Annotated in this window: 12 protein-coding genes; 7 read left to right on the top strand and 5 right to left on the bottom strand. The window is 62.5% G+C overall.

Annotated elements, in window-relative coordinates; translation table 11 throughout:
• The first annotated feature begins 49 nt into the window (after window positions 1-49).
• Window positions 50-1,111 (top strand): purine-nucleoside phosphorylase, encoded by a 1,062-nt coding sequence (locus QQS38_RS12100; RefSeq protein WP_479645612.1) that lies wholly within the window; start codon window positions 50-52, stop codon window positions 1,109-1,111.
• 132 nt (window positions 1,112-1,243) lie between these two features.
• Here QQS38_RS12100 and QQS38_RS12095 read toward each other — a convergent pair whose 3' ends face one another.
• Together QQS38_RS12095 and QQS38_RS12090 are read right to left on the bottom strand one after the other, a co-directional pair.
• Complete coding sequence (locus tag QQS38_RS12095) at window positions 1,244-1,543, bottom strand: DUF4148 domain-containing protein (protein ID WP_479645611.1); 300 nt, start codon at window positions 1,541-1,543, stop codon at window positions 1,244-1,246.
• Between the two features lie 140 nt (window positions 1,544-1,683).
• Window positions 1,684-2,688 (bottom strand): LysR family transcriptional regulator, encoded by a 1,005-nt coding sequence (locus tag QQS38_RS12090; RefSeq protein WP_479645610.1) that lies wholly within the window; start codon window positions 2,686-2,688, stop codon window positions 1,684-1,686.
• 158 nt (window positions 2,689-2,846) lie between these two features.
• On the opposite strand from QQS38_RS12090, the gene QQS38_RS12085 reads away from it, so the two are divergent.
• The 6 genes from QQS38_RS12085 to QQS38_RS12060 all read left to right on the top strand — a co-directional run bounded on the left by QQS38_RS12085 (window position 2,847) and on the right by QQS38_RS12060 (window position 12,403).
• Window positions 2,847-3,692: an alpha/beta hydrolase gene (locus tag QQS38_RS12085; protein ID WP_479645609.1), complete on the top strand. Its 846-nt coding sequence runs from the start codon at window positions 2,847-2,849 to the stop codon at window positions 3,690-3,692.
• A 40-nt stretch (window positions 3,693-3,732) separates the two neighbouring features.
• Complete coding sequence (locus QQS38_RS12080) at window positions 3,733-4,953, top strand: efflux RND transporter periplasmic adaptor subunit (RefSeq protein WP_479645608.1); 1,221 nt, start codon at window positions 3,733-3,735, stop codon at window positions 4,951-4,953.
• A gap of 37 nt (window positions 4,954-4,990) precedes the next feature.
• A complete protein-coding gene (locus QQS38_RS12075; RefSeq protein ID WP_479645607.1) occupies window positions 4,991-8,188 on the top strand; it encodes an efflux RND transporter permease subunit in 3,198 nt (1,065 codons plus the stop codon).
• A 19-nt stretch (window positions 8,189-8,207) separates the two neighbouring features.
• Window positions 8,208-9,719, top strand: coding sequence for an efflux transporter outer membrane subunit (locus QQS38_RS12070; RefSeq protein ID WP_479645606.1), 1,512 nt, complete (start codon window positions 8,208-8,210; stop codon window positions 9,717-9,719).
• A gap of 137 nt (window positions 9,720-9,856) precedes the next feature.
• Window positions 9,857-10,255, top strand: a complete 399-nt coding sequence (locus QQS38_RS12065) for a DUF2384 domain-containing protein (RefSeq protein WP_479645605.1) — start codon at window positions 9,857-9,859, stop codon at window positions 10,253-10,255.
• Window positions 10,256-10,546: 291 nt separating this feature from the next.
• Complete coding sequence (locus tag QQS38_RS12060) at window positions 10,547-12,403, top strand: hypothetical protein (protein ID WP_479645604.1); 1,857 nt, start codon at window positions 10,547-10,549, stop codon at window positions 12,401-12,403.
• Window positions 12,404-12,492: 89 nt separating this feature from the next.
• On the opposite strand, the gene QQS38_RS12055 is transcribed toward QQS38_RS12060, so the two are convergent.
• From QQS38_RS12055 to QQS38_RS12045, 3 genes are all read right to left on the bottom strand, one after another.
• Window positions 12,493-13,695 (bottom strand): ROK family transcriptional regulator, encoded by a 1,203-nt coding sequence (locus QQS38_RS12055; protein ID WP_479645603.1) that lies wholly within the window; start codon window positions 13,693-13,695, stop codon window positions 12,493-12,495.
• Between the two features lie 109 nt (window positions 13,696-13,804).
• Window positions 13,805-14,602, bottom strand: coding sequence for an ATP-binding cassette domain-containing protein (locus tag QQS38_RS12050; RefSeq protein ID WP_277429568.1), 798 nt, complete (start codon window positions 14,600-14,602; stop codon window positions 13,805-13,807).
• A gap of 78 nt (window positions 14,603-14,680) precedes the next feature.
• Window positions 14,681-15,616, bottom strand: coding sequence for an ABC transporter permease (locus tag QQS38_RS12045; protein ID WP_479645685.1), 936 nt, complete (start codon window positions 15,614-15,616; stop codon window positions 14,681-14,683).
• Window positions 15,617-15,675 lie beyond the last annotated feature (59 nt).

Below are 15,675 nucleotides of genomic sequence, written 5' to 3'. Positions count from 1 at the left end.
GCTTCAGCGAGCGGTTCTCTCCAACAAGTCACGAATCCAAGGAGTGTCCATGCATACTCGCACCATCGCTTCGCTCGGCGCGATCGCGCTGACCGCCTGCGCGGCCACGGCTTCGATCGCGCAGGATAACGACGCGGCCTTTGCCGAATCCGGCGCGCACGGCCGGCACGTGAAAGTCATGATCATTTCGATGTTCGCACCGGAAGGGCAAGTCTGGCTCGATCATCTGGGTCCCTGGGAATCGATCCCCGTCGCCGGGCTCTCGCCCGACTACCCTGACGTGCATTGCAACAAGCAAGAGATCTGTGTGATGACCACCGGCATGGGACATGCGAACGCGGCTGCCTCGACCATGGCCCTCACGTTTTCGCCGCGCTTCGACTTGCGCCACACGTACTTCATGATTGCCGGCATCGCCGGCATCGACCCCGCGCAAGGTACGCTCGGGTCGGCGGCGTGGGCGAAATACCTCGTCGATTTCGGAATCCAATGGGAACTCGACGGGCGCGAAATCCCGCCGGGCTGGAATACCGGTTATCTCGGCATCAATACGACGAGCCCGACGCAAAAACCGCCGCTCGATTACAAGACCGAGGTATTTCAACTGAACGCGAAGTTGGCCGACGCCGCGTATGCGCTCTCGCGCAATGTCGTGCTGACCGACAGCGCGCAGGCGCAAGCCGCCAGAGCGAAGTTCAGTTACGCACCCGCGAACCAGCCGCCCTCGGTGATTCAATGCGACACCTTGGCGGGCGACACATGGTTTTCCGGTACCGATCTAGGCCAACGCGCGCGCGATTGGACCAAAATCATGACGGACGGCAAAGGCACCTACTGCACCACGCAACAGGAAGACAACGCGACCTACGAGGCGCTCACGCGCGCTGCCAATGCGCATCGTGTCGATCTCGCGCGCGTCGCCGTCCTGCGCACGGGTTCGGATTTCGATCGTCCGTACGATGGCCAAACGAGCGCGGACAACCTGCTCAACTACCAAGCGCAGGGCGGTTTCCCGCTGGCGATCGCGAACCTGTATGCGGCGGGCAACCCGCTCGTGCAGGAAATTGCGATGCATTGGGGGCAATGGCGCAACGGCGTGCCGCAACGCTGAGCGCACCGGCCGCGGCGGCGCTGTGCCGCGGCGGCCGAAACGGCGTCCAAACGGGCGCGTCGCTGTCCCAATGATCGAGCATGGAAGGCGATACCTCGAACATTTAGGATTCCTTTACGTTAGGACTACTCATCATTGTCCTGCGCGGGCCAGATCGACACGCGCATTGCCTTCGTCGCGCCGTGCGTAGCGGGCCGCTTGCGTTTGGCCTTCGAGGCTCAAGCTCGGATAGCTTTGCTTGTTCAGCGAGGGCAGCGTGCCGTCTTGCCGGGCAGCGACGAGTTCCGCACGAACTTGCTCACGCGTTTTCGTGCTGGCGCCGACCCACGATTGGTCTTGATACGAGCCGTTGTGGCCGATGCCGCCGTCGGCGAATGCGCCCGTGCTGGCGAAGAGGGAAACGAAAAGTGCTGCTGCGAGAGTGCGCTTCATGATTTGCTCCTGTCTTGTAGGGTGCGGCGTCGATGATCGGCGTCGCGACAGGAGCAAATGTAGGCTCAGGCGGAATCAGGATAAACCCGAATTTGACGAAATGATTTGTCGGTGCGGCAAAACAATCGCCGCCCTCGATCTCACGCCACCCACTCCGTGAGCACGGGCGTATCGAGCGCCGGGGCGCTTTCGCGTTCCTCGAGCGTGCGCTTGCTGCAAGGCGCATCGAGGCCTTGACGGCCGCTCAGCAACGGGCAGCGGTCGAACACCTCGGCAATCCAGTCGACGAACACCCGCACCTTCGGCGAGAGGTGGCGGCTGTGCGGGTAGACGGCCGAAATCGGCATCGGCAGCGGTTTCCATGCGGGCAGCACTTCCTTGAGCCCCCCCGAGCGCAAATGCGGCAGGACCATGAACAACGGCGCTTGGATCAGGCCGAAACCCTCGAGGGCGCAGGTTACATAAGCGTCGGCGTCGTTGACGGACACTGAACCGGGCATCTTCACCTCGACTTCCTTGCCGTCGACGAGGAAGTCGAAGTTGATGATCCGGCCGGTTCTGCTAGAAAAGTAATTGACCGCCTGATATTGGCCCAATTCGTCGATGGTTTGCGGCTCGCCCGCGCGCGCCAGGTAGTCGGGGGACGCGCAAGTCACGCCCTCGAACAAACCGATGCGGCGCGCGACCAGCGACGAGTCGGCCAATGCACCGACGCGAATCACGCAGTCCACGCCTTCTTGCAGCAAATCGACGGGGCGGTCGGAGAAGCCGAGCTGCAGATCGATATCGGGGTAGCGCTGATGAAATTCGCAGAGCCCGGGAATGACGACCGTGCGCCCGAGCGCACCCGGCATGTCGACGCGCAACTTGCCGCGGGGCTTCTTGCTGCCGTTCTGAAGGCTGCTTTCGGTTTCGTCGACATCCGCCAAAATGCGCACGCAGCGTTCGTAATAAGCGGCGCCGTCGGGCGTGAGGCTCAGCCGCCGCGTCGTGCGGTGCATGAGCCGTACGCCCAGGTATGCTTCGAGGTTCTGGATGATCGTCGTAACGGATGCGCGCGGCAGGTCGAGCGTTTCCGCAGCCTTCGTGAAGCTGTTCGTGTCGACTACACGCGTGAACACCTGCATGGCCTGAAGCCGATCCATCGTCGTTCTCCGGAATACTCCCGTCGACTGTCCCAAGTAATGAGAACAATTGTTCGGGCGCGGTGAATTGTGTTGCCGGATTATAGGCATTTATCCCGGAGTCTGCCGAACCCACAATTCGCATCATTGTGAAACTGTCGCGCTTTGCGCGTTCGATCATGCGAACTACGCATTCCCGTGGGGTTTCCGCGGGATCGCCTTGGGGCACGGATCCGCTCGAGGTCAATGAGGTCCGGATTGCAGGATACGAGAGCAATATACCGTTGCGGCTTTATCGCCGCGCCGGTGTACGCTCATTGCCGGTCATGCTTTATTTTCATGGCGGCGCTTTCGTGAGCGGCTCGCTCGACGATGCGGAATTTGCAGCGCGTTATTTCGCGGAGCATCTATCGGTATTGGTCATATCCGTAGGTTATTCGCTCGCGCCGAAGCATCCGTTTCCGGCTGCGCTCGAAGACGCCTACCGTGCCGCCCGATGGGTGGAAGGCGCGGGCCGAGCGCTCGGCGGCGACGGCAAGCGGCTGCTGGTGGCGGGGCACTGCGCGGGCGGGCATATCGCCAACGGTCTCGCATTCGTCGCACGAGATCGCGGCGACGTGGGCATCGCCGCGCAAGCGCTGTTCAGCCCGATGCTCGATCCGAGCATGACGTGCCTGGCCGATGAGCGCCACGTGGCGTCCGACATCACGCCGCGTCAGTGTCTGGCGAGCTATCGCGCCTACCTGCCGCAAGCGTCGCAGAGACTGCATCCGTACGCGGCGCCGCTCGAATCGATGCGGCTCGCGGGGTTGCCGCCGGCCTTCATCGCGACGGCGCGCAACGACGTGCTGCACGTCGAAGCGGAAACCTACGCCGCTCGCCTGATCGGCGCCGGCGTGCCGACGCAGGTCATGCGCTACTCGAATGCAACACATGAGCGGATCGCGTACGATCCGCAAGCTTTGCAAGACGCCGCGCGCTTCTTCGAGCGTCACCTCGAACCGCGCGCTGTCACAATCGGTTGACCAGAAACGTCATACAACAACACCACACCGGAGCCTCGTCATGCCAAAGAAGCCTCTTTCTCGTACTCGCATCGCCTACGCCGTCCTTGCCGTGGCTGCGGTGGCCGGCATCGGTGCGTTCAGTGCGATTCGCGTCAACGCGAGCGCGCCCGCACAAGCCGCGCCGATGGCGCCCGAGGTCGATGTCGCCTCAGTCTTGAACCGGACCGTCACCGATTGGCAAAGCTATTCGGGCCGTCTCGAAGCCGTCGATCGAGTAGACGTTCGCCCGCAAGTGTCCGGCACGATCGTGTCCGTCGACTTCAAGGATGGCGCACTCGTCAAGAAGGGCCAAACGCTGTTCGTGATCGATCCGCGTCCGTACGCGGCCGAAGTCGATCGCGCCAAAGCCCAGCTCGCGGCGGCCAAGGCGCGTGAGAGCTACGCGCAGACCGACTGGCAACGCGCGCAGCGTCTCATGGCCGACAACGCGATCGCCAAGCGCGACTACGACGAAAAGCAGAACAATGCCCTGGGCGCCGCTGCGGACGTGAAGGCGGCGCAGGCAGCGCTCGAAGCCGCGCAAATCAACCTCGGCTATACGACCATCGTCGCTCCGGTGGCGGGACGCGTTTCCCGCGCTGAGATCACAGTTGGCAACGTGGTGTCCGCAGGCGCGAGCGCGGCGCCGTTGACCACACTCGTGTCGGTGTCGCCGATCTACGCGTCGTTCGACGTCGACGAGCAGACGTATCTGCAATACATCGGTCGTGCCCGCAGCGGTACGACCGTGCCGGTGGAGCTCGGCCTAGCGAACGAAACGGGCTACTCGCGCAAGGGCGCGATCGCCTCGGTCGACAACCGGCTCGATACGTCCTCCGGCACGATCCGCGTGCGTGCGCGCTTCGACAACCCGGACGGCACGTTGGTCCCGGGCCTGTATGCGCGCATCAAAGTGGGCGGCGGGCAGCCGCATCCCGCGCTGCTGATCGACGAAGCCGCGATCGGCACGGACCAGGACAAGAAATACGTCCTCGTCGTCGACAAGAAGGGCGCCGTGGCGTACCGCGAGGTCAAGCTCGGCGCATTGCACGGCAACTTGCGCGTGATCACGGCCGGCCTCTCGGCCGACGAGCGCATCGTCGTGAACGGCGTGCAGCGTGTTCGTCCGGGCCAAACGGTGCGGGCGCATATGGTGCCGATGACAGACGATCCGTCGAGCGAGGGTAGCGCGAGCGCCGATGCGGGCCAAGCGGGTGCAGGCCAATCGACGAATTCCTGAGCTTTAGCTTCGACTTAAAGCACACTCAGAACGCCACATGAACATCTCAAAATTTTTCATCGACCGACCTATCTTCGCGGGGGTATTGTCGGTCCTGATCCTGCTGGCCGGCGTGATTTCGCTGTTTCAGCTGCCGATCTCCGAGTACCCCGAAGTGGTGCCGCCCTCGGTCATCGTTCACGCGCAGTATCCGGGCGCGAACCCGAAGGTGATCGCCGAGACCGTCGCTTCGCCGCTGGAAGAGCAGATCAACGGCGTCGAGAACATGCTCTACATGCAGGCGCAGGCGAACAGCGACGGCAACATGACGTTGACCGTCACGTTCAAGCTGGGCACCGACCCCGACAAGGCGCAGCAACTCGTGCAGAACCGGGTGTCGCAAGCGATGCCGCGCCTGCCCGACGACGTGCAGCGTCTCGGCGTGACGACCATCAAGAGCTCGCCTACGCTCACGATGGTCGTCCACTTGATCTCGCCGGACAACCGCTACGACATGACGTATCTGCGCAACTACGCGTTGCTCAACGTCAAGGACAGACTCGAGCGCATCGCGGGCGTAGGCCAAGTGCAACTGTGGGGCGCGGGCGACTATGCGATGCGGATCTGGCTCGATCCGAACAAACTGGCTGAACGCAACTTGACGGCCAACGACGTCGTCAGCGCCATTCGCGAGCAAAACGTGCAAGTGGCTGCCGGCGTGATTGGCGGCTCGCCGTCGTCGCCGGACGTACCGCTGCAATTGTCGGTGAATGCGCGCGGCCGCTTGCAGACCGAATCGCAGTTCGGCGCTATCGTCATCAAGAGCTCGCCCGACGGCGGCGTCACGTATTTGCGTGACGTCGCGCGGGTGGAGTTGGCCGCATCCGAGTACGGCTTGCGTTCGTTGCTCGACAACAAGCCGGCTGTCGCGCTCGGTATCAATCAGCAGCCCGGCGCCAATTCGCTCGCGATTTCCGATCAAGTGCGCAAGGACATGGCCGAGCTGAAGAAGGACTTCCCGGCGGGGGTCGACTACGACATTGTCTACGACCCGACACAGTTCGTGCGTTCGAGTATCGAAGCGGTGATCCATACGCTGCTCGAAGCGATCACGCTCGTCGTCATCGTCGTGATCGTGTTCTTGCAGACGTGGCGCGCGTCGATCATTCCGCTCGTCGCCGTGCCGGTGTCGATCGTCGGGACGTTCTCGCTGCTGCTTGCGTTCGGATTCTCGATCAATGCGTTGTCGTTGTTCGGGATGGTGCTTGCGATCGGTATCGTGGTCGACGATGCGATCGTCGTGGTCGAAAACGTCGAGCGCAACATCTCGGCGGGCTTGAGTGCGAGGGCCGCCACTTATCGGGCGATGCGCGAGGTGAGCGGACCTATCATCGCCATCGCGCTCACGCTGGTTGCCGTGTTCGTGCCGCTTGCGTTCATGAGCGGATTGACGGGCCAGTTCTACAAGCAGTTCGCGATGACGATCGCGATCTCGACGGTCATCTCCGCGTTCAACTCGTTGACGCTGTCGCCCGCGCTGTGCGCGATCTTGCTGCGCGGGCACGATGCGCCCAAAGATTGGCTGACGCGCGCGATGGACAGCGTGCTGGGCGGATTCTTCAAGCAGTTCAACAAGGTGTTCAAGCGCGGCTCGCAGTCGTACGGCCGCGGCGTGACGCGCGTGCTCGGCCGCAAATCGCTGATGCTCGGCGTCTATGCGGTGCTCGTCGGCGCAACTTTGCTGGTCACGCACGTCGTGCCAGGCGGTTTCGTTCCCGCGCAGGATAAGGAGTATCTGATCGCGTTTGCGCAGTTGCCGAACGGGGCGACCCTCGATCGGACCGAGGGCGTGATCCGTGAAATGGGCGACCTGGCGATGAAGCAACCGGGCGTCGAGCACGCGGTGGCGTTCCCCGGTTTGTCGGTGAACGGCTTCACGAACAGCTCGAGCGCGGGCATCGTGTTCGTCACGCTCAAGCCGTTCAAGGAGCGCGGTTCGAAGGCGTTGTCGGCCGGGGCCATCGCGGGTGCGCTGAACCAAAAGTACGCGGGCATCAAAGGCGCATTCGTGGCCGTGTTCCCGCCGCCGCCCGTGCTCGGCCTGGGCACGCTCGGCGGGTTCAAGCTGCAGCTCGAAGATCGCGGCGCGCTCGGTTACGCGCAGCTCGACGAGGCGACGCAAGCGTTCATCAAGCGCGCGCACGAAGCGCCCGAGCTCGGCCCGCTGTTCACGAGCTACCAGATCAACGTACCGCAGTTGAACGTCGATCTGGATCGCGTGAAGGCCAAGCAGCTCGGCGTATCGGTGACCGACGTCTTCAACACGATGCAGATCTATCTCGGCTCGCTGTACGTGAACGACTTCAACCGCTTCGGCCGCGTTTATCAGGTGCGCGTGCAGGCCGATGCGCCGTTCCGCGCACACCCTGACGACATCTTGCAGTTGAAGACGCGCAACGCCGCGGGCGATATGGTGCCGCTGTCATCGGTCGTGAAGGTGTCGCCTACGTTTGGTCCCGAAATGGTGGTCCGCTACAACGGCTATACGGCGGCCGACATCAACGGCGGCCCCGCGCCGGGCTACTCGTCGGATCAAGCGCAGAACGCGATCGCACGCATCGCCAAGGAAACGCTGCCGCGCGGCGTGAGCTTCGAATGGACCGACCTCACGTACCAGCAGGTGCTGGCAGGCAATTCGGCGATCTGGGTGTTCCCGATCAGCGTGCTGCTCGTCTTCCTCGTGCTTGCCGCGTTGTACGAGAGCTTGACGTTGCCGCTCGCAGTCATCTTGATCGTGCCGATGAGCGTGCTGTCCGCGCTAACGGGCGTGTGGCTGCTGCGGGGCGACAACAACATCTTCACGCAGATCGGTTTGATGGTGCTGGTCGGATTGGCATCCAAGAACGCGATCCTGATCGTCGAATTCGCACGTGAGTTGGAACACGATGGCCGAACCCCGGTCGCGGCCGCGATCGAGGCGAGCCGCCTGCGGCTGCGTCCGATCTTGATGACGTCGATCGCCTTCATCATGGGTGTGGTGCCGCTGGTGCTGTCGACGGGCGCGGGTTCGGAGATGCGCCATGCGATGGGTATCGCCGTGTTCTTCGGGATGCTGGGCGTGACGCTGTTCGGCCTGATGTTGACGCCGGTCTTCTACGTGGTGCTGCGCACGCTTGCCGGGGGCAAGATCCATGTGGCGGGCAAGGACTCGAAAGACGATGCGGACGTCGACGAACCCGCTCTGTCGGATGCTTGAGGCTTAGAGGGAAACAACAATGAAACGAATTGATTCGGTTGCAGGCGGCTCGCGTCTCGCACGGCGCGCTTTGGCCGGCGGCCTTTTGATGACGCTCGTCGCAGCTTGCTCGATGGGGCCGACCTACAAGCGGCCCGACGTCGATACGCCGACCGCGTTCAAGGAAGCGCCGCTGCCGGCGTCCGAGGCGGGCACGTGGAAGAGCGCGCAGCCTGCGGATGCGGCGCAACGCGGACAGTGGTGGGCTATTTTCAACGATGCGACGCTGAACCAACTCGAGGACGAGGCGCTCGCGGCCAACCAAAACTTGAAGGCGGCCGCGGCGCGCGTGCGCGAATCGCGGGCGGGGCTCGACGCCGCGCGCTCGGCATGGTTTCCCGATCTGGGCGTTGGCTTCGGCCCGACGCGCGAGCGGCTTTCGCCGGCGTCGCAGGGCTTGCCGCAGAATGCGTACGTGCCGCCGGTGACGTTGTGGCGCGCGCAGGCTACGGTGTCCTATGAGGCGCCGCTGTTCGGCCGCGTGAGCGATAACGTATCCGCGGCGCGCGCCGATTCGCAGCAATCCGAGGCATTGTTCCGCTCGGTGCAGCTCGCGTTGCAGGCCGACGTCGCGGCGAATTACTTCTCGCTGCGCGAGCTCGATACCGAGCAGGACCTGTATCGCCGCACGGTGGCATTGCGCGAGGAGGGGCTCAAGCTCGTGAAGCATCGTTACGACGCGGGCGAGGTCAGCGAACTCGATCTTCAGCAAGCCACGAACTCGCTTGCCACGGCGAAGGCCGAAGCCGCGGGCGTTGCACGTCAAAGGGCCGCGTCCGAACATGCGCTTGCCGTGTTGCTAGGCAAACCGCCTGCCGAGTTCACGTTCGCGCAGCAGCCGCTCGCGCCTGTGCTCGCGCGCGTGCCGTCCGGCTTGCCTTCGTCGCTGCTCGAACGCCGCCCCGACATTGCTGCGGCCGAACGGGCGATGGCCGCGGCGAACGCCCGCGTCGGTCTCGCCAAGTCGGCGTTTTTCCCGCAGTTGGACGTCACGGGCGCCTTCGGTTACGAGGCCTCGGGCTTGAGCCAGTTGTTCAAATGGTCGAGCCGCACGTTCCTGCTCGGGCCGTTCGCCGGCACGGCGCTCACGTTGCCGATCTTCGACGGCGGGCGCCGCAAGGCCGATCTTGCGCGAGCGCGCGCGCAATACGACGAGCAGGTCGCAACATACCGCTCGCAAGTGCTCCAGGCCTTCCGCGAAGTCGAAGACAGCTTGGCGGACTTGCGCCTGCTGGACGATCAAATCCGTGCGCAAAACGATGCGGTGAACGCGGCGGCGCGCGCCGAGCATTTGTCGGAAGCGCAATATCGCGAGGGCCAAGTCAATTATCTCGATGTGCTGGACAGCCAGCGCACGGTGTTGTTGGCGCAGCGTCAGGCGAGCCAGCTCGCGGGGTCGCAGGCCGTGGCGACGGTCAGCCTGATTCGCGCGCTCGGCGGTGGCTGGGGCGATGCGAAGCCGGCCGATACCCAGCAGGTTGCCAAGCAGTGACGCAGTGTGCAGTGCGCCGCTCGCCCGAGCGGGCGGCGCGTTTCGAACCGACGGAGCGTTTGTCGCGCAGTCGCTTGCGCGAGAGGGCTCCGGTCTGTGTGCGCTGGATGGTGCACGAAGGAAGCGAGGGACGGTAGATGAACTCGACGGTTGCGGTTGATGAAGACATCGAGCAGGGCGTGAGCTTCGAGCAATTCATGACTTCGCTGCGCGATCCGGCTTTCGCTGCGCCCATCGTTTCGGCGCGGCGTTTTTCCGATGCATTGCATATCGACCTGCAGACGCTTGCCAAGCAGGCAGGCGTGCATCGCAATACGCTGAGCCGGATGCCCGCATCGGAGAGCGTGCAGCGGTTTTTGCGCGAGGCGCTGCGGGTAATTCGCGCGGCGACGGACGTACAGGGCTGCGTGAAGCAAGCGCTGTTCTGGTACCGGAACGAGCCGTTGTCGGAGTTCGAGTACAAGACGGCGGAACAGCTCGTGTGCGCAGGCCGGACCGAAGACGTATTGCGGTATATCGTGCTGCGCCAGCGGTGAGCCGCACTCGGGCGGCGTGAATCCGCGACGGCGGTTCGGCATTCGTGTCTTTTCAATATGTGGGCCAACGATAAGTCCGGAAACGTGCTTGCGCGGGCGACGGTTGTACGCGCGCGCGCCCATCAGTTAGCGTACGAGCAGATGGCGAACCGATCGAGGATCGTGCCGTATTTGCTTGCGGTAATGGAGCGAGTTCGGCCCCGCTCGTGCAACGCTGTCGACGATCCCACGCACAACCTCGGCGCGCCCCTATAGGCGTTGAGCAAGATCGAACCTACAGGGGCCCGTCATATGACAGTGACCCATGAAGTACCCAACAAGAAGCCGCCGAATAAGAGACCGCAGACGAAGAAAGGGCGACAGAAATTAGAGCAAAGGATTCGCCGCAATCTGGGCCAAAGGCGCCCAGACCCGCATGAGCATGCAAAAGCGCTGAACGAACAAAGCTGGTACCGGGAGATCTGGCAGGCCACATTGTTCGATATCGCCCACGCGCTACGACAAGGGCCGCAGGACGAATCGCCGAGCCTGCCCAGATTGGACGGAGCGGGGCTGTATTTGTTCTTAATGATGATATTGAACTTTTTTGGCGATGCTTACGCCGGCACTTGGGTGAAGCCTTACCGCTTGCCGAAAGCGCCGCCCGTGCCAGGGCCGGGCCCGAACGATCATGACGGTCGAGCCTCCACCAATCACCCCGATTCTTCATCGGATCTCTTGAAATTTTTCACGAGATTCCGAGGCGGCGAAGGCGGACCTGCGCCCGGTCCGGGGCCGGACGGCAGCGGCGACCCGTTCCCTTCGAGCGAGGCACCGTCTACCTCGGGGCAGATTTCTTTGCCTTTGAATCGGAACAAGCGCGATAACCAATTCGGCCGTTATCACGTTACGGCTTCTCGCGCAGGGAAACATCATCGCACCGGGACGCACCCTCACGGCCATGCCCATTTACGGAATGCTACCGTCTATCCGGCCGATAGATTGAGCCAGTATATGCGGGACCTAATCAATGCCGTCGGGTCCTTTGAGAATTTAATTGCTCCGGGGTTGAAGAAACTTGGTCTCGAACCGGATACGCCGTTGGTGGTGACGGTCGTTCATGCGGGCGAACTGAACACTCAAACCAATAGCGGTTCGCAGACCAAGATACTCTCGGCGGCGGAAGTCGTGCAGCATTTTTCGACCACGGAGAAGAATGCGATAACGATGACGCCGGATTCCGAGAAAGCTGCCAAATTGATAGGGCGAATCAAACATATTTGGAAGCATCATCGGCAGAATTTTTTCGAGCACGAGGGAATCAAGCCGCTCAAGCATAAATTCAAGAGCGAGGGTGTTGAAATCATCGGCAAAAGGCTCGAGACATATGGAATCGATTTGGACGATCCGGCAACCGTGTACCATGTAGACGGTACCGCCGGCAAAAGCTTCGTTGGCTCGATGCAGCCTCACACCGGGCTCAGAGCAACGCTCGGCTCGATAATCGAAGTCGAGAAGAACGGACACATCCAGCGGTTTGCGATCATTCCTCATGCCCACAATATGGTGGTGAGCAATGTTCCCCGCGACGCCGCGCTGTGGAAGCGATGGATGAACTCGATCGGCAAGCATTTGTTCTTTCAAGATCCCGGGTCGATACCCGATCGCACGGAATTTTTCGTCACCCCGGCAATAGCGACCGAGACCAATTCTCTCGATACGGTGAAGCTCGGCATCATACACACACTGAAACCGATCATCGATCAGACGTTGACGAACATGGCAGGCCTCGTGAGCAACGCATCGCCGGTCGCGGACGCTTTTCACGCGATACTCGGCACTGTTGTTCCATACTATGATTTCGCCAAGGCGGTTCTCGAGAGGGATTACAAGAATGCCGCGGTTTTTTTGGGTTTCGAACTGATCCCGTTTCTTGGGAGTGGGGCTAAATGGTTGGTCAAGGCGAAATTTATCGGAAAACACCTTGGCGAGACACCACAGCGAATTGCCGAAGCAGTCGTCGGGTCAGGCAGCAACGACATAGCAGAAGCGTCATACGGAGTGGTGCAGGGGGCGAATGGAGTAGGCGCGTTCAAGCACGTGGCGCAAACAGGAAAACAAGGCGCGAAAGCAGCGGTCCGGAACGACAAGGAGGAAGAGCAAAGCTGACGGCCCGCTCGAATCGAGGGCGCGGCCAATGTCTTGTCCACAACCTACCTTGGCCCGGCAGACTCCATTCCGATAACGAGCGCGTGCAATCAATCCTTCAAGAACAACTCGTGCATCGGCGCGAAGTGCGCATAGAGCGGCAGGATCGCTCCGCCCATCGCTCGCGCATCGGCGCCGATCGTCCCTTCTATCAGTTGCGGCCGCACCATGCCTTCCCATTCGATCCGGTCGAGCGCGCCCTGCGTGCGCCGAATCATCTCCCGCACGAGTTGCCGATCGATCTCGCCATCAATGACGACGGCTTCCAAGTCGAGCAATGCCGAAGACGTAGCGATCGTCATCGCAATCGCCGGGCACGCTTCCTCCAGCCAACGTTCGGTTACCGCCCATACGTCCGGGGCCAGCGCGCGGTGATCGTGTGCGGCAGCGGCCGGGGCGCCAGCCGAGACGAACCGTTGCTCGAGCACGAAGCCTGACGCAGTGTGCAACAACTGCCTCGGGGCATGCCCATTGCCGAGCGAAAGCGGCATCGAGCCCACGGCGCCCGCATTGCCGTGCGGGCCGCCGTGCAAGCGGCCGTCGATGACCAAGCCGCCGCCGATGAAGGTTCCCACGAACAGGTAGAGAAACGAGCGAATGCCGCGCCCTTGCCCCATGACCAGTTCGGCGGCGCATGCGGCCGTCGTATCCTTGGCGAATTCGACCGGCAATCCCGTCATCGCCTCGATCCGCGTTCGAATGTCGATGGCGTTCCACGCTTCCAGCGCAGCGGGCGGGGCGCCCAGGAAATCGCGCCACCCTCCCAGCCAGAGCGGGGCGGCAACGCCGATGCCGACGACTTTGGCCGCGTGCTCGCCCAGCGAATCGATGACGCGTGCGACCTTGCTTTCCAGCGCAGGGAACAACGTGTTCGGATCGGGGTATGCATAGTCGAGGACGTCACGGGTACGGACGTGCCCGGTGAAATCCATCGCGAGGACGTCGAGGCTGCGCCGCCCGACCTTCACGCCAATCGTATATGCGCCTTCGGGCCGTAACGCAATCGGCACCGAGGGTTGGCCGATACGCCCGCGCACCCTGGCTTGCTTGGCGAGCAAGCCGTCGTCGATCAGCCGGTCCACGATCGTCGATACGCTTTGCATGCTGAGTCGCGTCAGCCGTGCCACGTCGGCCTTCGGCAGCGGCCCATGCAAGCGAATCGCTTGCAGGACGATTCGCTCGTTGAACTGCCGCATGCCCACTTGGTTCGAGCCGACCGTTCTCGAAGCGTGCGGTTGCGTTCGGGCATTCATATCAAAGGTTCCTCGAGCATCGGCGCGGGCATCGAAACGGTTTTGCGCGCAGCGCGAAGCACCGTGAGCACTACAGAGCACCGCAGAGCGCCGCGCCGCTTGCGAACCATCAAGCGATCGCCCGAACGTCGGCTTGTTTGGCGCCCGTCATGATTGCAACGGCGTCGGACATATGAATGTCCTTCGTATTGACGAGCGCTGCGCGCCGCCCGAGCCGCTGAATGTGGATGCGATCGGCGATCTCGAAAACGTGCGGCATGTTGTGGCTGATCAGGATGACGGGCAGGCCGCGATCGCGCACGCGTCGAATCAGTTCGAGCACCATGTTGCCTTCTTTCACGCCGAGGGCAGCCGTAGGTTCGTCCAAGATGACGACATGGCGCGCGAACGCCGCGCTACGCGCAACGGCGACGCCTTGGCGCTGACCGCCCGACAAGGTTTCGACGGCCTGGCGCATCGATCGAATGCCGATCTGCAAGTCCTTCATATGGCCGGTCGCTTCTTCGAGCATGCGCCGCTTGTCGATCATTTTCAGTAGCGAGCCGCGCCACCCGGGCAGCCGCCGCTCGCGGCCGAGGAACAGATTCTCGGCGATCGTCATTGCGGGGGCGACGGCCAACTCTTGATAAACCGTCTCAATGCCTTTCTCGCGCGCATCGAGCGGGCTGCGAAATTTGACCGGTGCGCCATCGAGCAGGATTTCGCCTTCATCGGGCACCGTTGCGCCCGAAAGCGCTTTGATCAGCGAGGATTTTCCCGCGCCGTTATCGCCGATGACGGCGAGAATCTCGCCCGGCATGACTTCGAAATCACAGCCGTCGAGCGCGGTCACTTGTCCGTAGCGCTTCACGAGGCCGCGGGCTTGGAGCACGGGCGTCGTCGTGGAGCGTGAGCTTGAGGTCGACATGGCGTTTCCTTGGCGAATGCAAATGCGGATACGAGGATGAGGATGAGTCGAATCGACGCTTCGGCCGAAAGCGGTGCGTCAGGCGCGACGATGCGACAGCTTGTCGGCCGCAACGGCGAGAATCACGAGAATGCCGGTGATCAGCACTTGATAGACGGACGAAACGCCGATCAACGTCAGCCCGTTGCGGAACACGCCGACGATGAGCGCGCCAAGCAGCGTGCCCACGATCGAGCCGCGTCCGCCGAACAGGCTCGTGCCGCCCAGTACGACTGCCGTGATGCTATCGAGGTTGTCGGTTTGCCCAGCCTGCGGATCGCCCACGCCGGTGCGCGAGATGAGCAGCAGCGCTGCAATGCCGTAGATCAGGCCGGCGAGCGAATAAACCGTCAGCAAAATGCGTTGCGAAGACAAGCCCATCAGCCGCGCGGCTTCGGGGTTGTTGCCGAGTGCATACAGGTGCCGGCCAGGCACGGTGTTGCGCAGCACGAACCAAGTCACCAAATACAGCAGCAGCGCGAGCACGGTGCCGTACGTGACCTCTGCCGGCCCGAGGCGGAACGTGTTGCCGAGGAACATCATGGCATCGGGCAGGCTCGATACGGTTTCGGCATTCGAATAAATCTGCGTCAGTGCGAAGGCGATGTTCAGCGTGCCCAGGGTCACGATGAAAGAAGGCAGCTTCACGCGCGTGACGAGCACACCGTTCAAGAGCCCGAACAAAGTGCTTGCCCCGATGCCGCACAGTATGGCCAGGACAGGCGGCACACCGAGATTGACCGCGAATTTCGTCATCACGATCGAGCCGAACGCCATCACCATGCCGCACGACAAGTCGATGCCGGCCGTGAGCACGATCAGCGTTTGTCCGATGGCGATGACGGCGACGACCATCGTCTGCTGCAGAATCAGCGATAGATTCTGAAACGATAGAAACCGATGGCTTTGCGAAATGAAGAAGGCGCACGCGGCAATAAGGGCGATCAACGGGCCTGCCTCGGCGATGGTCGGCATGCGATGGCCGCGCGAGTGAGGAGTGGGGGCCGGTGCGAGCGGTCCGGCAGATTGAGTCG

The organism is Trinickia sp. Z7 (assembly GCF_056498045.1).
The sequence above is the reverse complement of the archived record's forward strand: the minus strand, read 5'-3'. Positions and strand labels throughout refer to the sequence as shown.